Origin of the sequence: Marinobacter lacisalsi (genome assembly GCF_042651045.1) — a bacterium.
In the GTDB taxonomy this organism is placed as follows: Bacteria; Pseudomonadota; Gammaproteobacteria; order Pseudomonadales; family Oleiphilaceae; genus Marinobacter; species Marinobacter lacisalsi.
Window position 1 is genome coordinate 51119 of the sequence record NZ_JBHSDI010000001.1, and the last position, 25002, is coordinate 76120.

Here is a 25002-nt window from a genome sequence, read left to right on the forward strand (position 1 = left end):
AGTCGGGCGTCGTTGCCCGCCAAGGTCCCACCGGTTGCAAAGACGCAAGGCGGGACACCCTTATATAGATACCCATGACCAAGCAAGAATAGTTCCACCGCTCAGCACGGTTGGGCTATACCTCCTTGTCGCCCACCAAATCACAACAGACTCAGCCAGTTGGGCACCCCTCCCCCTTCTCTGCAGGTGAATCGAAGGACGTAGTCGTTCGTTCACCGCTGTTTTTTCGCACACCGCTGGTGCGTGACGCCTGAAAATGCACCGCCATCTACGGCCCTTTTCCCGCCGAGTCGCCACCTGGAAACCCCATCATGCTGTTTTAAAAGGAAAACAATAACTGGCACGAGAGCTGCAATAGTCCACTCAGGAACGGTCCCAATGGCGTGGCCCGCTCCGAAACATTCTGACTGATCTGCAGACATTGGCGTCTGTCCTTCTGGAAACCGGAGGGCAGGCGTTTTTTTTTTGCGAGTAAAGGGGCCCCTGACCTTTCGTCAGGCGCTCCACCAACTGAAAGACCTCTTAGGGGGAAGCAATGAAACGGAATCTGATACTGGCGACATCCCTGGTTCTCGGGCTGACGGGCACTGCCCACGCGGAAATCGGCCCGGCCGAGAAACCGGACCTGAAACTGGGCTTTATCAAGCTGACGGATATGGCACCCCTGGCGGTGGCCTGGGAACAGGGTTTCTTCATGGATGAAGGCCTGTTCGTGGAACTGGAGGCCCAGGCCAACTGGAAAGTCCTGCTGGACGGGGTGATCACCGGCGAGCTGGATGGTGCTCACATGCTGGCCGGCCAGCCCCTCGGCGCCAGCATCGGCTATGGCACCCAGGCCGACGTTATTACGGCCTTCAGTATGGACCTGAACGGCAATGGCATTACCGTTTCCAATGATGTCTGGGAGGTGATGAAGCAGCAGATTCCCGACAACGACAACGGCAACCCGCAACACCCCGTCAGCGCAAGCACCCTGAAACCCGTGGTTGAGCAGTACCGGGACCAGGGCGAGCGCTTCCGCATGGGCATGGTATTCCCGGTCTCCACCCACAATTACGAGCTGCGCTACTGGCTTGCCGCCGGCGGCCTGAATCCCGGCTACTACGCCCCCCAGCGCGGTGACACCAGCGGCACCCTGGAGGCCGACGTACACCTGTCAGTCACCCCACCCCCGCAGATGCCTTCCACCCTGGAAGCCGGCACCATCCAGGGCTACTGCGTCGGCGAGCCCTGGAACCAGCAGGCGGTGTTCAAGGGTATCGGCGTACCGGTGATCACCGACTACGAAATCTGGCCCAACAATCCTGAAAAGGTGTTCGGGGTGACCCGTCAGTGGGCTGAGGAAAACCCCAACACCCATCTGCGGTTGCTGCGGGCACTGATTCGTGCGGCCCACTGGCTGGATGAGAACGACAATGCCAACCGGGAGGAAGCGGTGAAGCTCCTGGCCCGCTCGCAGTATGTGGGGGCGGATGAGGAAGTGATCGCCAACTCCATGACCGGCACCTTCGAGTATGAAAAAGGCGATGTGCGCAAAGTACCGGACTTCAACGTGTTCTTCCGCTACTACGCCACCTATCCCTACCCCTCGGATGCCATCTGGTACCTGAGCCAGATGCGCCGCTGGGGGCAGATTCCGGAGCCCAAGTCCGATGACTGGTACATGAAGACCGCGCAGGAAGTCTACCGGGCCGACATCTACAAGGAAGCCGCCCGCACCCTGATCGAGGACGGCACCCTGTCGGCGGACGATTTCCCGGACCTGGAGGCGGAGAACTTTGTCCGGCCTCACCAGGGGGAGCTGATCGACGGTGTCGTCTTCACACCCCGCGAACCCAACGCCTATATCGATAGTTTTGATATCGGGCTGAAGGGCGATGACACGCCCTGAACCTGACTTACTGAGAGAGGGAGAACGGCTATGAGCACCCTGAGCCAAACCAATCCATCAACCATGGCCGGCCGCTGGCTGGCCACCCTGGCGGACTTTTTCACCCCACGCCAGCTGGCGACAAGGGCACAGCAGCTTCTGCTGCCACTGGTGGGCATTGTGGTGTTCGTCGGGCTCTGGCACGTGGCCGCTCCCCAGGTTCAGACCTCCCTGGGCGCCTTTCCCGGGCCGGCCGATGTGGTGGAGCAGGCCGGCGCCCTGTGGCAGGAGCATCAGGACCAGCGGGCCCGGGCGGATAAGTTCGTCACCATGCAGGAGGAACGCAACGCCCGCATCCTGGCGGACAACCCCGATGCGGAGGTGAAGATCCGGGACTATCCGGGCGCACCGACCTTTGTCGACCAGATTGGTACCAGTCTGGTGACGGTGCTGGCAGGCTTCGCCCTGGCCACGCTCATTGCGGTGCCGCTGGGCATTGTGATCGGGCTGAACCGGCATGTGAATGCAGCGATCAATCCGCTGATCCAGGTGTTCAAGCCGGTATCGCCGCTGGCGTGGCTGCCGCTGGTGACCATGGTGGTATCAGCGACCTATGTCAGCGACGACCCGATGTTCGAGAAAGCGTTTCTGACTTCGATGTTCACGGTGACCCTTTGCAGCCTGTGGCCGACGCTGATCAATACCAGTTTTGGCGTGGCGGCGGTCAATCCGGATCTGGTGAATGTATCGAAGGTGCTGAGGCTGTCTTTCTGGACCCACGTTCGCAAGGTGGTTCTGCCGTCGTCGATTCCGATGATCTTTACCGGGCTGCGGGTGTCCCTGGGCATTGCCTGGATGGTGCTGATTGCAGCGGAGATGCTGGCCCAGAACCCGGGCCTCGGGAAGTTTGTCTGGGATGAGTTCCAGAACGGCAGCAGTGAGTCCCTGAGCCGGATCATGGTGGCGGTGCTGGCCATCGGGTTTATTGGCTTCCTGCTGGATCGGGGCATGTTGCTGATTCAGCGCAAGGTGGCCTGGAACGAATAGTTAAAGCTTCGGTGCATGGCGTCCCGGGCGGGTAGTGCTTTCCGGGACACGCGGTAAATACGTCCATGTACGCTCGACAAAAACATCCCTGTTTTTGACGGTCCCGGAAAGCACTACCCGCCCGGGACTCCGAGACCTCAAAGGTGGCTTCCATGAACAAATCACATCTCGAACTGACCGGCGTCCAGATGGCGTTTGATACCCAGTCGGGGCCGTTTGTCGCCCTCGACAACCTGAACCTTAAGATCAAGAAGGGGGAATTTGTCTCCCTGATCGGCCACTCCGGCTGCGGCAAGTCCACCGTGCTTAACATCGTCGCTGGCCTGCTGAACGCCAGCAAAGGCGGCTGCGTGCTGGATGGCCATGAGGTGACAACACCCGGGCCGGAGCGGGCGGTGGTGTTCCAGAATCACTCGCTGATGCCGTGGCTGACGGTGTACGAGAACGTGGAACTGGCGGTGCAGCAGGTGTTCCGCAAGTCCATGAGCCGGAAGGAGCGCAAGGAGTGGATCCTGCACAACCTGGCGCTGGTGCACATGGACCACGCCATCGACAAGCGCCCCGGGGAGATTTCCGGGGGTATGGCGCAGCGGGTGGGCATTGCCCGGGCGCTGGCCATGAAGCCCAGTGTGCTGCTGATGGATGAACCCTTCGGGGCGCTGGATGCCCTGACCCGGGCGCATCTTCAGGATTCGCTGATGGAGATCCAGAAGGATCTCAATAACACGGTGATCATGATCACCCACGATGTGGACGAAGCCGTGCTGTTGTCGGACCGGATCATCATGATGACCAACGGACCGGCCGCCACCATCGGCGAGGACCTGGCCATCGAGCTGCCCCGGCCCCGCGACCGGGTGACGCTGGCAGACAACCCGGACTACATGCATTACCGGCAGGCCGTGATGTCGTTCCTCTATGAGAAGCAGCGCTTCCCGGACCAGGAAAAGCAGAAAGACGATGACGACCAGGACCATGAGGAAAGCTCAGAGACCCGCAGGGGCCTGCAGGCCATAGCCTGAAGGTTCTCGTGCCCGATGTCGGTGCAGAAAACCGGGGTGGTGAACGCTCAGAGGGCACGCCGACCCCGGCCCGAACATCGCCTGAATACGCTACCGACATGAAACCAAAGGATTAATTTTTGCTGGCACGGTACTCGCATTAACTCAGGTACGGATGATCGTCCCGGCCATGGACAGGCCGGACCATCCAGGAGTCTTCGGACTTCACAGAACATCGTTGTTGGCATTGGCGCCGGACCATCGTTCTCCCTCGGGGGACCTGATGCTCCGGCTTTTTTTCGTCCCGCCAATGGCAACCGGAACCCAACGGGAGCAGCCCTATGGACTCGAACACACTGGTTATTTGCGGACACGGCATGGTGGCCCAGCGACTGCTGGAGCAGCTGCACGACGGCGGCCACCCGTTCAGCCGGATCGTGGTGCTGGGCGCAGAACCGGACGCCGCCTACAACCGCGTGCTGCTGTCGTCCGTACTGGCTGGCGATGCCACCCTGGACCAGATCCGACTGAAGGAAGACAGCTGGTTCGACGCCGCCGGTATTGAGCGACACTACGGCGACCCGGTCACCGGCATTGACCGTGATAACAAGCAGGTCGAAACCGCCAGCGGCCAGAGTTTCGGCTATGACACCCTGGTGCTGGCCACCGGCGCCCGCCCCGCGCCCCTGGGTATCGACGGGGAAAATCTGGACGGCGTGCTGAGCTTCCGGGACCTGCGGGACACCCGCCGGCTGATCGAGCTGAGCCAGCGCTATGGTCGTGCTGTGGTCATCGGCGGCGGCTTCCTCGGCCTGGAAGCGGCTGAAGGGCTGCGCTGCCGGGGCATGGCCGTCACCGTGCTGCACCGCAATCCATACCTGCTCAACCGCCAGCTCGACACCACTGGCAGCCAGCTGCTGGCCGACAGCCTGGAAGAGCGAGGCCTCAGCATTCGCACCGGCCATTCACCCGCCGCCCTGCTGGGCAAGCGCTGCGTACGGGCGGTGCAGCTGGACGACGACACCCTGATCAGCACCGACCTGGTGATTACCGCCGCCGGCATTACCCCCAACGCCGAGCTGGCCCGCGAGGCCGGCCTGGAGTGCGGTCGTGGCGTTCGGGTCGATCGCCAGCTGCGCTCCAGCGACCCGGCTATCTACGCCCTGGGTGAGTGCTGCGAAATCGATGGCCATACCTTTGGCCTGGTGGACCCGGGCTACCAGCAGGCACAGGTTCTGGCGGACGTTCTCCGCGATCATGCCAGTGACCAGACGTTCCAGTCCGCCAGCCAGCCCACCCGGCTGAAGATCAGCGGCATCCCCATTTTTTCCTGCGGCCAGACCGATGCGGACGGACCGACCGAGTCCATCGTCTGGCACGACTACGAACAGAACCGCTACTGCCGCCTGCTGCTGAGTGACGGCCGTCTGGTGGGCACTGTGCTGTTTGGCGACACCACCGACGGCCCCTGGTATGCGGAGCAGATCCAGCTGGGGCATGACATCACCCCCTGGCGGGCCAACCTCGCCTTCGGCCCCGAGTACTGCGAGCAGGCAGCCTGAACAACAGAATTCGAGAGATTGAGAGAGGACAGAACCATGAGTAACAAGACCCTGATCGTGATTGGCAACGGCATGGTAGGCCACCATTTCCTGGAGCAGTTCGTGGCAACGCCCGCTGCCGACGACTATAAGGTGATCGTCTTCGGTGAAGAGAAACAGCTGGCCTACGACCGCGTGCACCTGTCCGAGTACTTCAGCGGCTCCACCCACGCCGACCTGGCCATGGGCACCGCCGACTGGTACACCGAAAACGACATCGACCTGCACCTGCACGAGCAGGTCACCGGCATTGACCGCGAGGCTCGCACGGTCACTACGCCGAAAGGCAGCTACCAATACGATGAGCTGGTGCTGGCCACCGGCTCCTATCCGTTCGTGCCGCCCATCAACGGCAAGGACAACGCCAACTGCTTTGTCTACCGCACCCTGGACGACCTGGATGCCATCCGTGCCTGCGCCGATGTCGCCAGGACCGGCGTGGTGGTCGGTGGTGGCCTGCTGGGTCTGGAAGCCGCCAACGCCCTCAAGAGCCTGGGTCTTGACGCTCACGTCGTGGAGTTTGCCCCGCGCCTGATGCCGGTTCAGCTGGATGAAGATGGCGGTGCGGTACTGCGCAGCAAGATCGAGGAACTCGGGGTTCAGGTACACACTGAGAAGGCCACCACCGGCATCGTCGACGGTGAAGACTGTCGCCTGCGCATGAACTTCAGTGACGACTCCTTCCTGGAGACAGACCTGATCGTTTTTTCCGCTGGCATCCGCCCCCAGGACGCCCTGGCCCGGGCCTGCGAACTGGAAATCGGCGAGCGCGGGGGCATCATGGTAAACAACCAGTGCACCACCTCTGACTCGCACATCCACGCCATCGGCGAGTGTGCCCTGTGGAACCAGCAGATCTTCGGGCTGGTGGCCCCGGGTTACACCATGGCCCGAACCCTGGCCGCGGCCCTGAATAATGACGAAGAGGCCGCTTTCACCGGCGCGGACATGAGCACCAAGCTCAAGCTTCTGGGTGTCGACGTCGGCTCCATCGGCGACGCCCACGGCAAAACCCCCGGCGCCCGCAACATTCGCTTCAACGACGAGAAAGCCGGGCACTACCGTCGCATTGTGGTCAGCGAGGATGGCAAGAAGCTGCTTGGCGCCATCCTGGTGGGCGATAACAGCCACTACGATACCCTGCTGCAGTACGCCCTCAACGGCATCGATCTGCCGGAGAATCCGGAAAGCCTCATCCTGCCTGAAAGCCAGGGCGGCGCCCCCACCCTGGGCCCGGATGCCCTGCCGGATACCGCTCAGATCTGCTCCTGCCACAATGTCACCAAGGGTGATATCTGCTGCTCCATCGACGCCGGTGCCACCGATCTGGGAGCCGTGAAGTCGGAAACCAAGGCCAGCAGCGGCTGTGGCGGTTGCGCCGCCCTGCTCAAGAACGTGGTGGACAGCGAACTGGAAAAACGCGGCGTGGAAGTCAGCAAGGACATCTGTGAGCACTTCCCGTACAGCCGCCAGGACCTGTTCAACATCGTCAAGGTCAACGGCATCCGCACCTTCCGCACACTGATCGAACAGCACGGCCGCGGCCATGGCTGCGACATCTGCAAGCCGGCGGTTGCTTCCATCCTGGCCACCTGCTGGAACGAGCACATCCTGGCCACGGACCATGTGCCCCTGCAGGACACCAACGACACCTTCATGGCCAACATGCAGAAGAACGGCACCTACTCCATCGTCCCCCGGGTGCCCGGCGGTGAAATCACCCCGGACAAGCTGATCGTGCTGGGCCAGGTGGCCAAGGAGTACAACCTGTACACCAAGATCACCGGCGGCCAGCGGGTCGACCTGTTTGGCGCCACCCTGAGCGAGTTGCCGGACATCTGGGAAAAGCTGATCGCCGCCGGCTTCGAGACCGGCCACGCCTACGGCAAGTCCCTGCGCACGGTGAAGTCCTGTGTCGGCAGCACCTGGTGCCGCTACGGCGTGCAGGACAGCGTGGGCATGGCCATCTTCCTGGAAGACCGCTACAAGGGCCTGCGCGCGCCCCACAAGGTCAAGATGGGGGTATCCGGCTGTACCCGTGAGTGTGCCGAGGCCCAGAGCAAGGACATCGGCGTGATCGCCACCGAGAACGGCTGGAACCTGTACGTGTGCGGCAACGGCGGCATGCGCCCCCGCCATGCGGATCTGTTCGCCACCGATCTCGACGACGAACAACTGATCAAGACCATCGACCGTGTACTGATGTTCTACGTGCGCACCGCCGACCGTCTGCAACGCACCAGCGTGTGGATGGAGAACATGGAAGGCGGCCTGGACTACCTCAAGGAGGTGGTACTGGAGGACCGCCTGGGCATCGGCGATGAGCTGGAGCAGCACATGGCGGATCTTGTCGGCACCTACCAGTGCGAGTGGAAGACTGCGGTGGAGGATCCCGAGAAGCGCAAGCGGTTCCGTGAGTTCGTCAATGCGCCGGAGAAGAAGGACCCGGTGCAGATGTGGACGACCGAGCGGGATCAGCGGCGGCCCCTGCTGGAGACGGATGCCGAGCCGGCCTGATTTTCTGGCCTGGGTGGTGGGAGGTGAGCGGCGACGCTTTTCTTCCGGGAAAAAGAACTCGCTGCGCTCAGACACCTTTTTCCCTGCAGAAAAGGATCCCCGCCCACCTCCTGCAAACCATGGGGGGCGAACGGCGGAAAACGAAGAACACCCCAGACAGGTTTCCGGGAAGACCCGCCGCATGTTCGATCAAGGTGGGGCGGGGGTGTCTTCCCGCAGGAAAAAAGGTGTCTGAGCGCAGCGAGTTCTTTTTTCCGGAGGGAAGATACCCCCGCTCCGCCGAAGCCACCAAGGCTCTCAAACCAGAATAGACAAGACAGAAACAGACAGAGGAGCACCACCATGAAAACCACCAGCCAATGGGACATCGTCTGCACCGTCGACGACCTGGTACCCGAATCCGGCATCGCTGTCTGGACCCCGGAGGGTCCGGTGGCCATTTTCTATATCCCCCATCGGCTGCCGGCCCTGTTCGCCATCAGCCACACCGACCCGTTCAGCGGCGCCAACGTTCTTGCCCGTGGCATTACCGGCGACCTGAAGGGCGAACCGGTGGTGGCCTCACCTCTGTACAAGCAGCACTTCAACCTGGTAACCGGTCAGTGCCTGGAAGATGACAGCGTGAAAGTGAGAACCTACCGGGTGCTGCTGGACGGTAACGCGGTAAGACTGGAGGTCAGCAAGGCAAAATCCCTCGTCGAAGCGGCCTGATCCGCCAGCCAGACGGGACACCAGAGCAGTACGCACGGAAGCCGGCCTCCCCCCCCTTCACAGCTTCCGTGCTTTTTATGAGGCCACTCCAGGGCCAGAGGAGGTGGAGCCGGGGGTTTGTTTCTGCAGGGAATCGTTGTCTGAGCGCAGCGAGTTTTCGATTTCCGGAAGAAGCGAACTCCCGACTCCGCCTCAATCCCGCACGCCGGACTCCCGATACGGGCTGCCATTTGGACGCGCATTGCCCCGTATGGCTGCGTTTAACAGCTATTCGCCATTCCGACTCATTGAATCAACCTGGTTCTGCGGCGCACCGCCACTGGGCTGGCCAGAGCCAGAGGCCTCGGACAAGGGTGCGGAGACAGCGAGCATAATACAAAGCCACAGTGCAAAGAAAACCACCAGTGCCAGCACGTTAGCGACCAGTCTGCGCCCCGGATTCTCGATCAGAAACTCTTTCACGACGAGCCCCAGGAAAACGATCGCTACCCCAAGTGTGAAATACGGGGTGGTGACCCCTTTAAGAAAGAGCGAGGCGCCTCCCTGGTATTCCAGGATCCATCCGATTGATTCACGTGCGAAACCAAAGTGGCCCAGAAGCAAGGCGGGCCAGGCTGCCACAATCAATAAAACGATACTGGCAAACTTTTTAGGCTTCTGGCCGTCGCTTCTCTCGTTCCGATCGCCGGCATTGACAGCAGAATGCACCATGCTCATCCCACCTCTGTCAGGGTCGACTTGTGACGGCTAGAAACTTCAGGCAAGCGGTGTATTGGTCCTGATGCCTTTCGCTCTCCCCAGAGAAAAGAACCTCCCGTTACGTCAAGGAACTTTGCAACCAAAGAGTGGATGGGATGCCCGAACTTGTCGTAGACAGTGAACTCGACCGCCACACTGCCAAATCCAAGCATTGTGTTGCCGGAAATCTTCAGTTCACACCGATGGCCCTCCAGAGCATGGAGCTCCTTCAGCCACGGATGCCGACTTAAACTGATTGGTGACCACTCGGTGGTGACCCAATCTGCATCGGCAATCGCCGGTTCGCGCAGCCCAGCACCACCAAAGCCATAACGAACGGGGTCAGATTCCTCAGATGTACGGAAGGAAAGGTACGCGGTGTTTAAAGCTCCTACAGAAACACCACCACCAATATTTTGCGTTCTCATTTCCATTATGTACCTCCTTGTATTTGAGCTTTGGACGCTAGCATAGGCTTCAGCAAGCCAACAATTCAGCTGAAAAAGACATGTGGCCGAACAACTAGCCTTCACCTCCAGATCCCTACGCTTCTGCTACAGTAAGGCTTTAGTTAACTGCCAACCGATGAGACCTCCACCTAACCCCGAATTAATAGACCTGTAGGGTTCGAGGTGATATTTGTAATCCGATGGCACCTCAGATGGCCAAATTCGTGATAATCTTGGCGCACTTTAAAACAACCGTATAAGAATCGATTTTGAGAGTCTGCAGCGCCTAGACGGTGCCGTGGAACGGCGGTACAACGCCCAGCCACTCAGACTTCTCGCCAGGGTCAGTGACGACATGTCGGCAGAAACCATCGAACAACGGATTCAGCGTGCCCAGGCCCTGCGCCTGAAGCGCATGATCTGGGGCTTTGCCAACCATGGCTGTACCGCGCTCGCGGTAGCCGGGTTGTATATGGGGGGCTTCCTGCCACTGGCGCCCATGATGGTGTTCTTTGCCAGCAGCATCCTGATTGGCACGTTGCAGGTCCTGATACTGCAGTTCGGCATCAACCTCCGATTCCGCGACCCGAGCATGACCATGGCCCAGATTGTCTGGCCGGTCTTGCCTTCGCTTTATGCCATGTTCTTTGTAGCGCTGCCCCAGGGACGCATTCTCTTTCTGCTGCTGGCCGCCGGGGGCCTCATGTTCGGCACCCTTGCCCTCAACCGGCGCCAGATGCTGACGATCGCCTGGTTCTTCTGGCTTGGTTATCTCGGTCTGGTTCTGCTGCTTACCTGGAAGAAGCCGGACCATGTCTACTGGCCTCTGGAAGCGGTTACGCTGTTTGCCTATGGCTCGGTACTGTCCATTATTGCCTACCTCGGCAGCTTCATTTCCCACCTGCGCCAGGAGCTGGGTGCCCGTAACCGGGAACTCAAACACGCCAACCTGGAGCTGGTTGAACTGGCAACCCGCGACCCGCTGACCAGCCTGCCCAACCGCCGTACCGTAATGGAACAGTTCGAACGGGAAGTCGCCCGCAGTGACAGACAGTCGGCTGGCCCCAAGGCGCTGGGTATCAGCGTGCTGGATATCGACCACTTCAAGCGTATCAACGACACATACGGTCATCAGGCAGGGGATGAAATACTGCGCAAGGTCAGCCGGACCATTGAAGCGGCCATCCGCAAGGGAGATTATATTGGCCGGATTGGCGGGGAGGAATTCCTGATCATCTTCCCGGAAACCACACCCGACATGACCGTACCGGCCGCCGAACGCATTCGTCGCGCGGTGGAAGCACTGCGTTTCGATGCCTTGCCGGAAGGTTACCAGGTAACCGTTTCCCAGGGTGTGGCACTGCACCATGCCGGGGAGCCCCTGGAATCCACCTTCAAGCGGGCTGACGAGGCACTTTACCAGGCAAAGAACAGTGGTCGTAATCAGGTTCTGGCGGCCTGATTCAGACGAAGGCTATGTTGCCTCACCTCCCAGGAGGTGATCCAGCGGCTGACTGTAACCGGGTGCAAAGACTTCCAGGAAGTAGACCACCTCCGGCAGATTGTCCTGCTCCAGACGCTGTCGTATCTGCTGGGCCGCTGGCTCGAACTCACGGTTACCCGCCTGGATTTCCGCCTCACACTTGAGCAGGGCCGACAGGCGATCGGCCGCTTTCACCAGTTCCGCCACGTCATCCCCCCAGCGGGATTCCTGTATGTAGGGCGCGAAGTCATCGCGCAGGTACTCCGGAAGCAACGCCAGCAATTCGTCGGATGCCTTGTGCTCGATATCCCTGAAAGCCTCCCTCATGACGGCAGAGTGATACTTCACCGGTGTTGGCATATCACCGGTGATCACTTCCGTGGCGTCATGATAAAGAGCCGCTGTCGCTACCGTCTCCGGGTTGACCCTGCCGCCACACTCCCGGTTACGGATGACCGCCAGGGCATGGGCGATGGTGGCCACTTCCCAGGAATGGGTGGCAACGTTCTCGTCGATGGCGTTGCGCATCAACCCCCAGCGACGAATCCACCGCAAGCGGCCGATGTAGGCAAAAAAGTGACTGGCGCGACGGCGGCTCATCTTGCCTCCAGCTGGAACTCGATATCTACCTGGCTGGCCTCGCCGTCGCCCGGCTCCACCTTGTGGGCCCGCAGGAAAATCTGCCCGTCGGGCACGTCATATTCATCCGTCAGCAATCGCTTGAGGGTCTGGCCCCGTTGAGAGGCCAGGCCATCCAGCGCCCCATCCGGCAAGGTTTTATCTTCCGACAGGCCGGCTTCCAGTGCGGGCAGGTCGATACTTTCCACAGCCAGGCCACGAATGGCCAGCACCAGCCCCTCACGGGCCTTCAGTGCCTCGGCGACGGTTTCCATCTTGGTGTATTCCCCCATCACCAGGGTGGTTTCTCCCGGCAGGAACGCCACCTCACCCAGTTCGTCAGGGGAGAAACCCGCCAGATCGATCACTGAACCCAGCAGGTTGAATGGCGACATGGCTGCCTTGACCAGGGTGCTACGAAGGGTTTTCATCATCACCGGCCCCAGGTCAAACTCCGGGTCGGCCAGGTTACCATTCACGGGAATATCCAGGGTGACACGGCCGTCACCGTCACGAAGCAGCGTCAGGCCGAGTTTGACCGGAGCAGTGATCGACGTGTCGCTTTGCACAGCCTCGCCCAGCTCAATACGATCCAGGGTCAGGGCCGTGGTCGAGTCCAGCCTGGTGCCCCGAAGATCGTACGTGCCTTCAGCGGACAACTTGCCGCCATCCACCCGGTACCCCAGATAGAAGGCGAAGTAGGGACTGGTAACGGGCATCGACAGGTCATTCAGGGTCACATTGATACGCGAGCGGTCATCGGTGCCCAGGGTGGCAATCGTGCCATCCGCCTCCAGCTCACCGGAGTCGTTCACCATCCCAGTGAGCGTGAACTGCCCGCGCTGCGGCGTGATGTTGCTGAGGCCGGACACGGAGGCCGCAAGGTCATGGACCCTGCCGGTAAATGGCGGGTTGGGGGTCTGGTCGGTGTATCGGATCTCGGCATTGGCCAGCTCCAGCCGGGAAAGCCTGAAGATCAGGTTCTGCGCTTCCTGCGACGCCCCGCCGCCGGAGCCGGACTGATCAGCCACCGACTCCTCGTTCGCAACAGGCTGCAGCAGACGGGTCACATTATGGGGCCGGTCGCGATAGTTGATCACGTTAAGCTCCGGCTCGGACACCGTCACGGTGCCTATCTCGAGTCGTGCCGGCGCAAAGTTGTACTCGATGGGATCCAGCCGCAGTTCACGCCAGGTGACCACCGGCTCTTCCTCGTCCGCAAACTGACCGTTGAAATGACTGATACTGCCACGGCCACTGAAGGTTCCGGTCAGGGGGTCGTCCTGCACATCGATATCGATATTGCCGGCCAGGTTGAGTGTGCCGTCGCGGACCTCCATCTGGCTGATCTGCTGCACATAGCCATTGAACGGAGCCAGAACGATCTGATCGAGGTTGATGCCACCCTCGAACGTCAGCGGGTGAAGGGTAAACTGACCATTGGCGGACGCACTGCCACCCGGCTCCAGGGTCGCCTGCATCTGGTAGCTGATGGGCTCTTCCAGTTGCTCGGTCATGGCGCCAAGGTTCAGTTCCAGATCCTGCAACCCCAGCTGCACTGGTGTAGCCGGCCGGTTGTCCCGCCAGTCAATGGTGCTGCCACTTAACGCCAGATTGCCCACCGACCACCGGAAACGGCCAGAGTCGCCACCCTCCTGCTCATTACCCTGCAATGGACGGGTCAGGTTCAGTTGCCCGTCAGGACTCATGACCGCATTCAGGTGAATCGATTCTCCCTGGACCATGGAAACCACCAGTTCCGGCCCCTCCAGGTTGAAAGACACGCCGTTCAGGGACAGGCCATCGGCGCTGGCCAGGGTGTTTTCCGGCTGGGCCGGATCCGCCAGTGCCAGATTTCCGGCTGTCACTTCACCATCCCGCGTCGCCAGTGCCACGCCCTGATCGTCGAAGGCAAACTGGAACGCCGTGCTGAGGGAAATGCGCCCCTCCTGCAAGGTCCAGGGCAGATACGGCCCCAGCCATTGCTGCAGGGTTATGGCAGAGACATTGTTGAGGGCAAGACGTCCGTTGGACCACAGCGGGACCAGGTTGAGTGTGCCATTCCCCTCCAGCACCTGATCATCCACCACCGCCCGCAGGCTGTATTCCCCGGGCTCATCGCTTTGCCGGCTCACCAGGTTCGACAGCGTGAGTTCGAGGGAATCAATCACGATTTCCCGGGCGGCACTGTCTGTACCATTGATGAAATCCCGGAACCGGAGACGGCCACTGTTGATCGTCGCCTCGTCGAACACGACCGGGTAGTGGCCGCTGTCGTCGGCCGCCTCCTGGTTCTGCCGGCGCCAGTCTTCGATCAGGTTGATGCGGTTGTCCTCAAGCAGATCAACCCGCAGGAACGGATTGTCCAACGCCAGGTGTTCCACATGGACCGTACCGCGCATCAGATCGATCAGCCCCAGGTTGAGATCGACCGAATCGGCTTCCAGAACCCGCTCTCCCGATGGGTCAGTGGCAGACAGTTCGTCCAGTGAGAAGGAAAAGGTAAAAGGGTTGAAACCGACGTCGTCGATCTCCGCCGACCAGCCCAGATGCTGCTGGAACCTTTCCGGAATGGCGGAGGACAGGTACAGGGGGATCAGGCCGAAGCCCGTCACCAGATAGACCAGCCCCAGAACCAGTAGCCAGAACCACCAACGGCGGTAGGCCGGTTGTTGTCGGGCAGTTTCGGTCACACCATTCACTCCTTTGCGGTTCTCAATTACGCCTGATCCTGAAAGAATATAGAACCGTAGATTCGAACCCAACCTTTATAACAGGAAAGCCCGATGGACATAGGTGATATGCGCCGCGATTTCGAGAGCGAGGGCCTCGATCGTGAGCAGCTGGACAGCGACCCCGTCCGACAGTTCGAACACTGGTTCAACGATGCCCGGGAAGCCGGCATACTGGAGCCCAACGCCATGTCACTGGCCACCACCGGGGCGGATCAGCAGCCGGACCTGCGCACCGTGCTGCTGAAGTACTTCGATCACCAGGGTTTCGTATTCTACACCAACTACGGCAGCCGCAAGGCCGCGGAGCTGGAAGAAAACCCGAGGGCTGCGTTACTGTTCCCGTGGATCGGCCTCAATCGCCAGGTCATTGTGCAGGGCGAGGTTACCCGGGTCAGCAAGGCGGAATCCCTGCGCTATTTTGCCAGCCGCCCCCGTGGCAGCCAGCTGGGCGCCTGGGTGTCGGAGCAGAGCCGCGTGATCAGTTCCCGCGGGTTGCTGGAGCAGAAGGTGGCTGAAATCAAGCGCAAGTTCGGTGATGGGGACGTTCCCCTGCCTTCCTTCTGGGGGGGGTATCGGGTCGTTCCCCAACGTATCGAATTCTGGCAGGGGCGCCCAAGCCGCCTGCATGATCGTTTCGAATATCTCAGGAGCCATGATGGCTGGACAATCCAACGACTCCAACCCTGAACCGGTTCGCGCCAGCATCTCAGTATGGCTGGGCCGGCAGCCCCTGGAGCCGTATGACTTCCCCGACTGGCTGGGCGAATACGAGCGGGAAAAAGCCGCCGGCATGGCAACCGGCCAGCTGATGGAATACGTGCACAGCCGCTGGCTGATACGCCAGTCGCTCTATGGCGTCAGTGGCAAGGCGCCACACCTGTGCCGGCCGGTACATGGCCGGCCGGTGGCCTCTGCCGAGCCTGAAGGCTGGTTTCTGTCACTCAGCCACAGTCACGGCATGTCGGCTTGTGCCATTTCCTCGCACACTGGCATCGGGGTAGATATCGAACCCCTTTTCCGGGAGTCCAACTGGCGAAAGATCGTGCGCCGGTGGTTCACCCCCCGGGAGCAGGACTGGCTGCTATCCCAGTCCAGCCAGGAGGCCTTTCTCAAGGTCTGGACCCTGAAGGAGGCCTGGCTGAAGGCTACCGGCCGCGGCATCGCCAATAACCTCCGCACACTCGAGGTGACGGCCAACCTGGAACTGACCGGCGACCGCCCGGGCGAGAACTGGCATGCTGCCCTGACGGAAGCGGAGGGCTTCATGATTGCCGTGGTCTGGCAGGATGAGTCCGCCGAGGCGGCCCCCGAGCTGCACCTGGTCCATAACAACGACGAGGCCCATATGCAGCCGGCCGAACTGGAACGCCTGGGCGAACAGCCCTGGGTTATCTGCCCGCTGAAACAGCTATCACCGGAACAGGACGCCCCGGAATGACCGTCAACGAGTACCCCGACCAGGGAGAACGCTGCCCCTGGTGCGGCACTGACCCGCTCTACGTGGACTACCATGACCGGGTGTGGGGCCGGCCCGAGACCGATGACCAGGCTCTGTTCGAAAAGCTGTGCCTGGACGGCCAGCAGGCGGGGCTGAGCTGGATCACCATCCTGCGCAAGCAGGAAAACTATCGTAATGCCTATGATCAGTTCGATCCGGAGGCGATTGCCCGCTATGACGACCGCAAGGTGGAAGAGCTGTTGTCCAACCCCGGCATTGTCCGCAACAAACTGAAAGTACGTTCAATTATTGGAAACGCCCGCAGCTACCTCGCACTGCGGGAGCGTGGTGATTCCTTCGGCGAATTCCTTTGGGCGTTCGTCGATTACCGTCCCATCCAGAACCGTTGGCAGGCGTTTGCCGACGTGCCGGTGACTACCGCCGAAGCCGAAGCCATGTCGAAGGCGCTGAAAAAGGAGGGCTTCAATTTTGTCGGCCCGACCATTGTCTACGCCTTCATGCAGGCCACCGGTATGGTCAATGATCACCTGGTGCAGTGCCCGGCCCATGAGCCCTGCCGTAAGATGGGACACCATCCACTTTTCTGAACGGCCAATGATCTTCCCCTGAGCCCCGCGCGTACAAACCCCTATAGAGAAAGACCTACCGATACTGGGGACCGCTCGTGCGTATTACTCTTGCTGAACTCTACCGGCCAGACACCGGGGCCGTGACGTTAATGGAACTCATCTCCCTGGAAGGTCAGCGATACATGGCCAGGCTCAGGATCGGAGATCAGACCCTGGTTCTTTCCGATGCCGACGGGCATACCCGCCTGTTCCGCAGTAGCTGGGAGGCGCAGGACACACTCCGGGATATTCCCATCGCCCGTACCGACGTGGTACACGCCTCGGCCTACAACGAAATGGTGGGTATGGACCCTGCCCCGGTAGCCCCCATGCGCATTCAGCTCCAGAGGCAGGACCGATGATTGCTATCCAGCGGCTGGCCATCCTGGTAGGGCTTGCGGGGCTCATCCCCTTTCTTGTCGGGGCTTTTGGCCTGTTTCTGATGCCGGAGCATGATGCCTGGCTGATCAAGTGGTTCTACATCTACAGTGCCGGGCTGCTGGCCTTCATGTCAGGGGTGTACTGGCCGGTGGCCATGCAGCTGGAAAACCGCTGCTATCCGCTGTCGCCGATGGTGACACTCATTATCAGCCAGGTCCTGTTCCTGACCGGGGGCCTGACGCTGCTGCTTCCGCTGGGCTGGCGGGCGGTGATCTACCCGGCGCTCTACCTTGGCCTGTGTCTGATCGACGTGCGTTGGCTATATAATTACTGGCCGCAATGGTATCGCCGGCTGCGTATCGGACTCACCGTGGTGGTGGTCACGTGCCAGTTGATGGTTATGGCGTGGCTTTATCTGCACTGAGTTGAGGAAGGCTGATCGTCCCTGACCAAAAACACGGCTCAGGGTGTACCGGTATCCGTGCGCCCTTGTTCCTGACGAATCTGCTGCAGTTTACGCAGGGCACTTTTTTCGATCTGCCGCACCCGCTCACGACTGATGCCGAGATCGTCGGAAATGACCTGCAGCGTTTCCTCGGTTCTGAGGTTGATGCCGAAGCGCCGTTTCAGCACCTCCTGTTCCCGGTCATTCAACTGGGCCAGCAAGCTTTCCAGAACACGGCCGTGGTCACGGCTCCGCACCAGGTCCATGGGATTGGGCTGGCTATCAGACAGGGTATCCCCGAGGGAGGTGCCGCCCTCAATACCCACCGGAAGCTCGGTGGATAACTCAGCAGCGGCAAAGCCCCGGATTTCGCTGATGCGTGACGGCGACACCTCCATTTCCCTCGCCAGTTCACTTTGCCTGGGGGCACGGGCCAGACGGTGGTGCAGACGCATGGTGATGGTTTGCAGCTGTCGGATCTCGTCGACGATATGGTCCGGGGTATGAACCACCCGCTGGCCCCGCTTCTGGCTGCGACGGACTTCCTCGGTGATCCACCAGTAGGCATAGGTGGAGAAACGAAAGCCCCGGGCGGGATCGAATCGGTCCACGGCCTTGATCAGCCCCACGTTGGCTTCCTGGATCAGATCAGACATGCCACTGCCGCCCGCGTGCTCATGACGGCGGGCGATATGGACGGCAAGCCTCAGGTTGCTCCGGATCAGCAGGTCACGACTGGCTTCAATCAGACGGCGAACGCGGTTTGCTCGCAGGCTGGTCGGTAAACTGTCATAACAGGCGCGGGCCTCACGAAGGGTGGAAGGTTCAGACTGACCGGCAAGCTCCCCCACCATCACGAAACATCGTGACAGCCGTCTTGCCAGCCTCTGCTCGCGTTCAACCGTCAGCATATCGTTATCGGATACATCCCGGAAATACCGGGACACCAGGCTCTCCGGAAAATCATCGAAGGTCATCTTGCTCATAGGCACTCCGCTTCGGACCCATAACTGAACAACCCCACCACCATCCGGGGTTGTTTAACGGTTTTACGACAGGGGGTCAGGCGCGGATTAACCGGCCAGAGAGTAGTGAAACAGGGAAGTGCCGTGAAGCGGATAGAAAAATAGAGAGACGGACCGGCGCCCCCGGCAGGCGCGTGCCGGGGGTCCGATCAGGAGGCAAGACACCCTCCTTTACCAGCGGATGAAGCGACCGGTTCCACCCACCGATAATCAATGGACCTGAGGTCTGGCCTCAGGCCGCCACGATGGCGTATTCGTGGTTGTGGGGCTCGATAAGCACACCGTGGAGGGCCACGATGGCCCTCTTGTAATGATCCTCGTCCACCACGAACTGGATATCCACCTGGCGCATGCACTGGTGAAGGGCCAGCACACTGATTTCTTCATCGGCCAGCGCCTTGACAGAGCGTGCCAGGATGCCCGGAACCTTCATGTCACTGCCAATAGCGGAGACCAGAGCGACCTTGCGGGTACTCAGTTCCGCATTCGGGAACTGTTCTTCAAGGGCCTTGACCACCCGTTTCACGTGCTTGAGCGTGCTATCCACGTAATGGGTAATGGTATTGGCGTTGGTGTCCTTGGACATGAACCGTACCTTGAAACGGGTCAGAATCTCGAGAATGCGACGATCATAGCCCGGCTCTCCCTGCATGTCCTGATCGAACACTTCGATGGCGAAGACGCCCTTGGCACCGGCGATAATCTCGACACGGGCCTTCTCACTGACGTAATCACCGGTGATCAGGGTACCCGTGTGCTCCGGCTCGAAGGTGTTCTTCACCCGCAGGGGAATCTCGTTCTGGCGCAGGCCCTTGCCGGCACGGGGGTGGATCGCCTCCATGCCCAGGTTGGCCAGCTGGTCCGCCACATCGTAGTTGGTGCGGCCAAGGGGCACCACCTTGTCGGCGCCGACGATGTTGGGGTCGGCGGAGCTCAGATGGTATTCCTTGTGGATGATGGCTTCGCGGGCCTCGGTGATCACCGCCACCCGGCTGAAGGTCATTTCACTATAGCCGCGGTCGAAGGTCCGCATCAGGCCTTCCTTGCACTGGGCATAGCCGGTCACGATGGGCAGTTCGCGGCTCAGGTCGACCGCATCGAAAGCCTGCTTCAGCTTCTCATCCAGGGGCAGCAGCTCGTTATCGCGCCAGCCGGTAAGATCCACAAAACGGGCGTTGATGCCTTCCTGCTGAAGCTTCAGCGCGGTGTTGAAAGCACTGTGGGCTTCACCGATACCAGCCAGCATCTCACGCACCGTCAGAAGGTGCTCCTCAAGCTGGAACTGGCCATAGGAACACAGCCGCTGAAGATCGATCAGGCAACCCCGGACACCCTCGACGCGGTCAGTAATGAACTGGTCGGCTTGCTGCTTGAGCATGGGGTCGACAAACAGCTCACCGTTGATGTCGGTCAGAATCTTCACCAGCTTGGTCAGATCGTCAGCCCAGGCCCAGTCGGACTCGGCGTCGGCGAACAGGGCATACACCCCGGGTTCACCCGTTTTCTTGTGTTCCAGAAGCTCATCGGTGACACCGCCATAGGCGGACACCACGAAGATCCTCTGGTAAAGGTCGGTTTTCTTGCGGTCGCCGATGATGATGTTGTCACGGACCGCCTCGTAGTTGCTCATGGAGGTACCGCCGATTTTCTCGACGGTATGCAATTGGCTAGTCATGGTGTTTCCGTGTCCATCTTGCAGAATGAATGGCCAGGGAGGTCGGAAGCGTCTTACGACGCCTCACTGATCCCTTCCTGCATGATTTCGTCCACACTCTCAGCCAGAATTTTAGCACCTTTTTTCAGGTCATCCTCACTGGTGGTGAGCGGCATCAGGCACTTGATGACCTCGTCATTGGGGCCACTGGTCTCGATAATCAGGCCTTTCTCGAAGGCGCGACTGGTGATGGCGTCGGTCAGCTCCGCCCGCTTCGCCTCGATGCCGCGCATCAGGCCGCGGCCCTTGACGTGAAATTCGCCCGGATACTTGTCACAGATCAACTGCAGGGCATCGCCCAGCACCTTCGTCTTGGCCTTCACTTCATTGGCGAACGCATCGTCCTTCCAGTAGGTTTCCACCGCGGCACGAGCGGTGACAAACGCCATGTTGTTGCCACGGAAGGTACCGTTGTGCTCACCGGATTCCCAGATGTCCAGTTCCGGCTTGAACAGCACCAGGGCCATGGGCAGGCCGTAGCCACTCAGTGACTTGGATACCGTCACCATATCCGGCTTGATGCCGGCGAACTCAAAACTGAAGAACTCGCCGGTACGGCCGTTGCCTGCCTGGATATCGTCCAGGATCAGCAGCATGTCGTGCTTCTGACAGAGCTTTTCCAGACCCTGCAGCCATTCAGCCCGTGCGGCGTTCAGACCACCCTCGCCCTGGACCGCTTCCACGATCACTGCGGCAGGGGTTTCAAAACCTGAGGAACCATCGGACAGCACCTTGTCCATAATGGCCAGGGTATCGACATTCTCGCCCAGGTAGCCGTCGTAGAACATGAAATCCACATTACCAAGCGGCATACCAACGCCACCACGGTGGTGCTTGTTACCGGTGGCGGCAACCGCCCCGGTGGTGACACCGTGGAAGCCGTTGGTGAAGGAAATGATACCGGTACGACCCTTCACCTTGCGGGCCAGCTTCAGGGCCGCTTCCACACAGTTGGTGCCGGTGGGGCCGGTGAACTGCATCTTGTAGTTCAGGCCACGGGGCTCGAGGATGTGCGTCTTGTAGGACTCGATGAAGTCATGCTTGGCAGTAGTGAACAGGTCCAGGCCCTGGCTGACACCATCGGCCTCCACGTATTCCAGCAGCGCCTTCTTGATAACGTCATTGTTGTGGCCGTAGTTCAGGGACCCGGCGCCGGCCAGGAAATCCAGATATTCCTTGCCGTCTTCGGTGTACAGGTGCGCGTTCTTGGCCCGGTTGAAAATGACCGGAAAGGCCCGTGAATAAACGCGAACTTCAGATTCAGTGGACTTGAAGATTTCCATTGTCTTGCCTCTTAGCATATAGGTTCGAGGTGGAAATGCGGCGTGCCGGACGGGTTTCGGTCGCGACCGGCACACCACACAGTGTCAGGGGCACAAAGGGCAGGGGTTCCTCTTATCCCCTGCCGGCCCTTATAACCGATGTGATGGCGGTGCGATCAGCCCTTTTGGGTAAAGGGCCCGATACGAAGCAGGAATTCGGAGTCGTGCTGGCCGCCGAAGTGCATCTCTTTCTCGAAATGCTCGTGGTACTTCACTTCAGCACCCAGGTCCCGGGCAAATGAACGGAACAGTGCCCAGGAGGCTTCGTTATCCTCAGTGATCGTGGTTTCCATATGGGTGACGTCGCGACACTCGTCCCGGCCCACGATCTCCTTGAGCATTTTCTTGGCGAGCCCCTTGCCGCGGCCCTTCTCGTGGACGGCCACCTGCCAGACAAACACGGTGTCAGGCTGCTGGGGAGGGATATATCCGGAAATAAAGCCGACCAGTTCGCCGTCTATTTCCGCCGCCACGCCGGTGTCGGCAAAGTGGCTGCACTGCAGGAGGTTGCAGTAGATCGAGTTGGGGTCCAGCGGGGGGCATTCCGCCACCAGCCGGTGAAGCCGGTAGCCATCATCCTTCACCGGTTTGCGGAGGGTGATGGCGGTGGTATTTGAACCTTCGGTTGTCATGCTCAGCCTTTTCGCTGCAAACGTTAGTGGTGAATTATATAGACCACAAAAGAAAAATCAACCGGGCCACGGGGAGCGCTCCCGCGCTCCGACCAGGGGCAGATAGCGCCTGCCATCATTGCCTTCAGTAATATTAGAGGACTTTTCCAACCGTTCCAGTGTCATGGATCAATTGTTTCACGGTCAGGCTGGTTCCGTTAAGAATACGATGGCGATATGACACAGCTGCGTCAGTACCCGCCGGCCAGAGCTGGTCGAACAACGTCACCCAGGATTTGAGGGGAAAGTGTACGGGCACCAGCGCCGCGCTCAGTGGCAGCAAGGACGGCAGCGAAAAGGCCCCCTCCGGTGGCGGGGATGCGGCGATGCGGGCCACCAGACCGGTGGTGTCTCCCGCCAGGTTGCCCATCCCCGCCGAGCCGTTGTTCAGAAAAAGACGGGGCTGGCCGTCAACCGTCAGGCTGCGCATCACCGGCAGGCAGGTGTGGGTGCTGACAATCACATCGGCATCGGTCTGACGAAACCAGGTGACGAGAGGCCCATCGCCGTGGGCTTCCAGCATTTCGTGGGACAGCCCCCACCCCGCCAGGGACTCCGGGTCACCATGCAGAACAACAACCTTTAGGCCTCCAAATATCAGGCACCGGTAGCGGGGCAGATCCGCCAGTTTATCCTGTAGAACGGAATGATTTGCCGCCACCGACTGCAAGCGCGCCATGATCCGATTGGAACGCTCAACCACGCCATCATCCACAAACTCCGGGTAGGCGCAGCCACAGCCGGCGTCGCCTGCCGGTTGCGCAAGCTCATATTCCACATTGCCGGTGGTGGCCCAGTGGCCCAACACCCGGGTGTTGATGCTCCGGAACAGCTCATCACTGGCGTTAAACCAGTTGAAATCGCCGTTGAACAGCAGTTGAACCCGGTGGCCCCGTGCCTTTTCACGCTCTGCCAGGGCCTCCACTTCGTCCAGCGCATAGGGGTTACCATAAAGCCCACCGATCACATAAAGCACGTCGGCGTCACAGGCCACCGGCTCACGGGTGAGATCGCCGGGCCGATAGCGGTAATGCAGCGGACAGGTGCGGCCTTCCGTCATGCACTGGTTTCCGACGCCGGCAGCGACCGGCCCGCCAGCCTGCGAACAACCAGGGGCAGGAAGAAGCCGGCGGTGCAGATCAGTATGCCCCAGGCATTGGTACCCAGTAGCAACCCATAGGCACCCTCACCAATAGCCCAGGAGTCGGGAATCCAGCCAATGGTCATCAGCACACCCAAGGTCAGCCCGCTCCAGAAGCTCAGGTGGAAGCTCCAGGGCGACCACCGGGTAAAGCCATAGAACAGGAACACCGGCGCCAGCCCCATGACCATGGTGCCGGAGATGGTGGTGGCCTTGAGGATATCGGTGCCGGCAAACATGGGCAGGTTGCCGAGAATGGCGAAAATGATCATCACCGCCGCCCCCACTTTCATGCTGGGCAGACGCTCGACCGCCCTGCGGGCCAGCCTGGGCAGGTCCACGGCAATGGACTTGGAGAAAGAGGTAAAGGTGGAATCCAGGGTCGAACCGGCGGAGGTCATCATCACCACGCTCATCAGGAACAGCGCCGTCAGGCCCAGGGACTGGCCAACGGCAGCAGGGGCATTACCGGCTGCCTCGATACCATTGATCTGCGCATGCACGCCCACCAGACTGAAGATAAACACCGCCACGAAACCCAGCAGGCCGGCCACCACAAAACTCTTCAGCATGGTCTTCTCACGGTTCACAAACCCCCGGTCCGTCAGCACCGGGTCGTGGAACGGGTAGCTGAACAGCTGCAGCCCGGCCACCAGCAGCAAATCCATACCGGCGTCGAGGCGGAACTCGCCAGTGGTCAGCAGGGTGCCGGTGTCGTTGGCCGGTATGATCAGGAACAGTACCGCCGCCACAAAGAATACGAACACCACGGCCTGGATCACGTCGGTAAAGATAGAGCTGCGCAGGCCCCCTTTGAGGCTGTACGCCAGGGTGAAGGCGGTAAACACCATCGCCGCTGTGTAATAGGGCCACTCACCGGGGCTGCCAAAGTAACCGCCCACTACCGCCGTGTTGCTCCACACTTCGTTGTAAAGCCGGATCAGTATGGCGGCAGCAAAACTCAGGGCCGCCAGCCGTCCGAAGCGGGAGATGAGAAACTCCTGCAGGCTGCCGGCACCGGTCTGGGTGCGAATCAGGTAGATGATGTAGCCGGCCACCGGAATCGACAGCCAGTAGGCCGCGTAGGCCAACCCGCCGGTGACACCATAGGCGGCCCCCAGGTTGGCGGCGTTGGTCACCGACTTGGCGAAGATCCAGCTGATGAAGATGGAGGCGGTCAGTGACCACTGGCCAACCGGGCGCCCATGGTCATCCGCGCCCTTGTAGAAGGAGGCCGGATTACGGCTTTTCGGGGACAGGGCGTACATCACCACCCCATAAACGATCAGGAACCCCCAGAACAGGGTGGCCTCAGTGCCGGTCATCGATTATTCCCCTTTCCGTGCGTTATTTGGATCTTCAAAGTCAGGTTGGCGTGGTGCGAACCCTGCGACACCCGGTGTTCAGCGCCATATATCCCCTCTCCCCACCGGGGGAGAGGGGCTTATTCGGCGCCAACAAGGGAG

22 protein-coding genes are annotated in these 25002 nt (G+C 60.4%); 12 read left to right on the top strand and 10 right to left on the bottom strand.

Annotation, left to right across the window (positions count from 1 at the left end; all coding sequences use genetic code 11):
• Nucleotides 1-535: 535 nt before the first annotated feature.
• The 6 genes from ACFOZ5_RS00240 to nirD all read left to right on the top strand — a co-directional run bounded on the left by ACFOZ5_RS00240 (nucleotide 536) and on the right by nirD (nucleotide 8747).
• On the top strand, nucleotides 536-1891 hold the full coding sequence (locus tag ACFOZ5_RS00240; RefSeq protein ID WP_379884584.1) for a CmpA/NrtA family ABC transporter substrate-binding protein: 1356 nt from the start codon (nucleotides 536-538) through the stop codon (nucleotides 1889-1891).
• Nucleotides 1892-1921: 30 nt separating this feature from the next.
• Nucleotides 1922-2917, top strand: coding sequence for an ABC transporter permease (locus tag ACFOZ5_RS00245; protein ID WP_379884586.1), 996 nt, complete (start codon nucleotides 1922-1924; stop codon nucleotides 2915-2917).
• A gap of 188 nt (nucleotides 2918-3105) precedes the next feature.
• Complete coding sequence (locus tag ACFOZ5_RS00250; RefSeq protein WP_379885408.1) at nucleotides 3106-3939, top strand: ABC transporter ATP-binding protein; 834 nt, start codon at nucleotides 3106-3108, stop codon at nucleotides 3937-3939.
• A 320-nt stretch (nucleotides 3940-4259) separates the two neighbouring features.
• A complete protein-coding gene (locus tag ACFOZ5_RS00255; RefSeq protein WP_379884588.1) occupies nucleotides 4260-5480 on the top strand; it encodes an NAD(P)/FAD-dependent oxidoreductase in 1221 nt (406 codons plus the stop codon).
• 36 nt (nucleotides 5481-5516) lie between these two features.
• Complete coding sequence (gene nirB, locus ACFOZ5_RS00260; RefSeq protein ID WP_379884590.1) at nucleotides 5517-8036, top strand: nitrite reductase large subunit NirB; 2520 nt, start codon at nucleotides 5517-5519, stop codon at nucleotides 8034-8036.
• Between the two features lie 342 nt (nucleotides 8037-8378).
• Nucleotides 8379-8747, top strand: a complete 369-nt coding sequence (gene nirD / locus ACFOZ5_RS00265) for a nitrite reductase small subunit NirD (RefSeq protein ID WP_379884592.1) — start codon at nucleotides 8379-8381, stop codon at nucleotides 8745-8747.
• A gap of 267 nt (nucleotides 8748-9014) precedes the next feature.
• Here nirD and ACFOZ5_RS00270 read toward each other — a convergent pair whose 3' ends face one another.
• Together ACFOZ5_RS00270 and ACFOZ5_RS00275 are read right to left on the bottom strand one after the other, a co-directional pair.
• A complete protein-coding gene (locus ACFOZ5_RS00270; protein ID WP_379884594.1) occupies nucleotides 9015-9464 on the bottom strand; it encodes a hypothetical protein in 450 nt (149 codons plus the stop codon).
• On the bottom strand, nucleotides 9461-9919 hold the full coding sequence (locus tag ACFOZ5_RS00275) for a hypothetical protein (protein WP_379884595.1): 459 nt from the start codon (nucleotides 9917-9919) through the stop codon (nucleotides 9461-9463). Before ACFOZ5_RS00275 ends, ACFOZ5_RS00270 begins: the two co-directional genes overlap by 4 nt.
• Nucleotides 9920-10289: 370 nt before the next feature.
• Here ACFOZ5_RS00275 and ACFOZ5_RS00280 point away from each other — a divergent pair, with 370 nt between their 5' ends.
• Nucleotides 10290-11396, top strand: a complete 1107-nt coding sequence (locus ACFOZ5_RS00280; protein ID WP_379884597.1) for a GGDEF domain-containing protein — start codon at nucleotides 10290-10292, stop codon at nucleotides 11394-11396.
• 12 nt (nucleotides 11397-11408) lie between these two features.
• On the opposite strand, the gene yfbR is transcribed toward ACFOZ5_RS00280, so the two are convergent.
• A complete protein-coding gene (gene yfbR, locus ACFOZ5_RS00285) occupies nucleotides 11409-12017 on the bottom strand; it encodes a 5'-deoxynucleotidase (protein WP_379884599.1) in 609 nt (202 codons plus the stop codon).
• Nucleotides 12014-14728 carry a DUF748 domain-containing protein gene (locus tag ACFOZ5_RS00290; RefSeq protein WP_379884601.1) on the bottom strand — a complete coding sequence of 905 codons (2715 nt, stop codon included), beginning with the start codon at nucleotides 14726-14728 and terminating at the stop codon, nucleotides 12014-12016. Before ACFOZ5_RS00290 ends, yfbR begins: the two co-directional genes overlap by 4 nt.
• A gap of 93 nt (nucleotides 14729-14821) precedes the next feature.
• Between ACFOZ5_RS00290 and pdxH the strand changes: the two genes are divergently transcribed.
• From pdxH to ACFOZ5_RS00315, 5 genes are all read left to right on the top strand, one after another.
• Complete coding sequence (gene pdxH, locus ACFOZ5_RS00295; protein WP_379884603.1) at nucleotides 14822-15457, top strand: pyridoxamine 5'-phosphate oxidase; 636 nt, start codon at nucleotides 14822-14824, stop codon at nucleotides 15455-15457.
• The gene (locus tag ACFOZ5_RS00300; protein WP_379884605.1) at nucleotides 15426-16208 is read left to right on the top strand and encodes a 4'-phosphopantetheinyl transferase family protein; all 783 of its coding nucleotides are present in this window, start codon (nucleotides 15426-15428) and stop codon (nucleotides 16206-16208) included. The genes pdxH and ACFOZ5_RS00300 overlap by 32 nt, the downstream gene beginning before the upstream one ends.
• A complete protein-coding gene (locus ACFOZ5_RS00305; RefSeq protein WP_379884607.1) occupies nucleotides 16205-16816 on the top strand; it encodes a DNA-3-methyladenine glycosylase I in 612 nt (203 codons plus the stop codon). Before ACFOZ5_RS00300 ends, ACFOZ5_RS00305 begins: the two co-directional genes overlap by 4 nt.
• Before the next feature lie 77 nt (nucleotides 16817-16893).
• Nucleotides 16894-17199, top strand: coding sequence for a DUF6482 family protein (locus ACFOZ5_RS00310; RefSeq protein ID WP_379884608.1), 306 nt, complete (start codon nucleotides 16894-16896; stop codon nucleotides 17197-17199).
• Nucleotides 17196-17642, top strand: a complete 447-nt coding sequence (locus ACFOZ5_RS00315; protein WP_379884611.1) for a DUF3429 domain-containing protein — start codon at nucleotides 17196-17198, stop codon at nucleotides 17640-17642. The genes ACFOZ5_RS00310 and ACFOZ5_RS00315 overlap by 4 nt, the downstream gene beginning before the upstream one ends.
• Nucleotides 17643-17680: 38 nt before the next feature.
• Here the strand turns inward: ACFOZ5_RS00315 and ACFOZ5_RS00320 are convergent, their stop codons facing one another.
• The 6 genes from ACFOZ5_RS00320 to ACFOZ5_RS00345 all read right to left on the bottom strand — a co-directional run bounded on the left by ACFOZ5_RS00320 (nucleotide 17681) and on the right by ACFOZ5_RS00345 (nucleotide 24861).
• Nucleotides 17681-18649 carry a sigma-70 family RNA polymerase sigma factor gene (locus ACFOZ5_RS00320; protein ID WP_379884613.1) on the bottom strand — a complete coding sequence of 323 codons (969 nt, stop codon included), beginning with the start codon at nucleotides 18647-18649 and terminating at the stop codon, nucleotides 17681-17683.
• Between the two features lie 271 nt (nucleotides 18650-18920).
• The gene (locus ACFOZ5_RS00325) at nucleotides 18921-20363 is read right to left on the bottom strand and encodes an aspartate kinase (RefSeq protein ID WP_379884616.1); all 1443 of its coding nucleotides are present in this window, start codon (nucleotides 20361-20363) and stop codon (nucleotides 18921-18923) included.
• Between the two features lie 53 nt (nucleotides 20364-20416).
• The gene (gene ectB / locus ACFOZ5_RS00330; RefSeq protein ID WP_379884618.1) at nucleotides 20417-21685 is read right to left on the bottom strand and encodes a diaminobutyrate--2-oxoglutarate transaminase; all 1269 of its coding nucleotides are present in this window, start codon (nucleotides 21683-21685) and stop codon (nucleotides 20417-20419) included.
• A gap of 155 nt (nucleotides 21686-21840) precedes the next feature.
• Nucleotides 21841-22356 (bottom strand): diaminobutyrate acetyltransferase, encoded by a 516-nt coding sequence (gene ectA, locus ACFOZ5_RS00335; RefSeq protein WP_379884621.1) that lies wholly within the window; start codon nucleotides 22354-22356, stop codon nucleotides 21841-21843.
• Between the two features lie 133 nt (nucleotides 22357-22489).
• Complete coding sequence (locus tag ACFOZ5_RS00340) at nucleotides 22490-23455, bottom strand: metallophosphoesterase family protein (protein ID WP_379884623.1); 966 nt, start codon at nucleotides 23453-23455, stop codon at nucleotides 22490-22492.
• Nucleotides 23452-24861, bottom strand: a complete 1410-nt coding sequence (locus tag ACFOZ5_RS00345) for a sodium:solute symporter family transporter (RefSeq protein WP_379884625.1) — start codon at nucleotides 24859-24861, stop codon at nucleotides 23452-23454. The genes ACFOZ5_RS00340 and ACFOZ5_RS00345 overlap by 4 nt, the downstream gene beginning before the upstream one ends.
• Nucleotides 24862-25002 lie beyond the last annotated feature (141 nt).

Bases quoted from the DNA above. Each gene is read 5' to 3' on its own strand.
- ACFOZ5_RS00315 (WP_379884611.1), top strand. From the start codon at position 17,196: ATGATTGCTATCCAGCGGCTGGCCATCCTGGTAGGGCTTGCGGGGCTC.
- ACFOZ5_RS00345 (WP_379884625.1), bottom strand. From the start codon at position 24,861: ATGACCGGCACTGAGGCCACCCTGTTCTGGGGGTTCCTGATCGTTTAT.
- ACFOZ5_RS00340 (WP_379884623.1), bottom strand. From the start codon at position 23,455: ATGACGGAAGGCCGCACCTGTCCGCTGCATTACCGCTATCGGCCCGGC.
- nirD (WP_379884592.1), top strand. From the start codon at position 8,379: ATGAAAACCACCAGCCAATGGGACATCGTCTGCACCGTCGACGACCTG.
- ACFOZ5_RS00270 (WP_379884594.1), bottom strand. From the start codon at position 9,464: ATGAGCATGGTGCATTCTGCTGTCAATGCCGGCGATCGGAACGAGAGA.
- ACFOZ5_RS00250 (WP_379885408.1), top strand. From the start codon at position 3,106: ATGGCGTTTGATACCCAGTCGGGGCCGTTTGTCGCCCTCGACAACCTG.
- ACFOZ5_RS00245 (WP_379884586.1), top strand. From the start codon at position 1,922: ATGAGCACCCTGAGCCAAACCAATCCATCAACCATGGCCGGCCGCTGG.
- ACFOZ5_RS00280 (WP_379884597.1), top strand. From the start codon at position 10,290: ATGTCGGCAGAAACCATCGAACAACGGATTCAGCGTGCCCAGGCCCTG.
- ACFOZ5_RS00305 (WP_379884607.1), top strand. From the start codon at position 16,205: ATGACCGTCAACGAGTACCCCGACCAGGGAGAACGCTGCCCCTGGTGC.
- ectA (WP_379884621.1), bottom strand. From the start codon at position 22,356: ATGACAACCGAAGGTTCAAATACCACCGCCATCACCCTCCGCAAACCG.
- ACFOZ5_RS00255 (WP_379884588.1), top strand. From the start codon at position 4,260: ATGGACTCGAACACACTGGTTATTTGCGGACACGGCATGGTGGCCCAG.
- nirB (WP_379884590.1), top strand. From the start codon at position 5,517: ATGAGTAACAAGACCCTGATCGTGATTGGCAACGGCATGGTAGGCCAC.
- ACFOZ5_RS00275 (WP_379884595.1), bottom strand. From the start codon at position 9,919: ATGGAAATGAGAACGCAAAATATTGGTGGTGGTGTTTCTGTAGGAGCT.
- ectB (WP_379884618.1), bottom strand. From the start codon at position 21,685: ATGGAAATCTTCAAGTCCACTGAATCTGAAGTTCGCGTTTATTCACGG.
- ACFOZ5_RS00320 (WP_379884613.1), bottom strand. From the start codon at position 18,649: ATGAGCAAGATGACCTTCGATGATTTTCCGGAGAGCCTGGTGTCCCGG.
- yfbR (WP_379884599.1), bottom strand. From the start codon at position 12,017: ATGAGCCGCCGTCGCGCCAGTCACTTTTTTGCCTACATCGGCCGCTTG.
- pdxH (WP_379884603.1), top strand. From the start codon at position 14,822: ATGGACATAGGTGATATGCGCCGCGATTTCGAGAGCGAGGGCCTCGAT.
- ACFOZ5_RS00325 (WP_379884616.1), bottom strand. From the start codon at position 20,363: ATGACTAGCCAATTGCATACCGTCGAGAAAATCGGCGGTACCTCCATG.
- ACFOZ5_RS00240 (WP_379884584.1), top strand. From the start codon at position 536: ATGAAACGGAATCTGATACTGGCGACATCCCTGGTTCTCGGGCTGACG.
- ACFOZ5_RS00300 (WP_379884605.1), top strand. From the start codon at position 15,426: ATGGCTGGACAATCCAACGACTCCAACCCTGAACCGGTTCGCGCCAGC.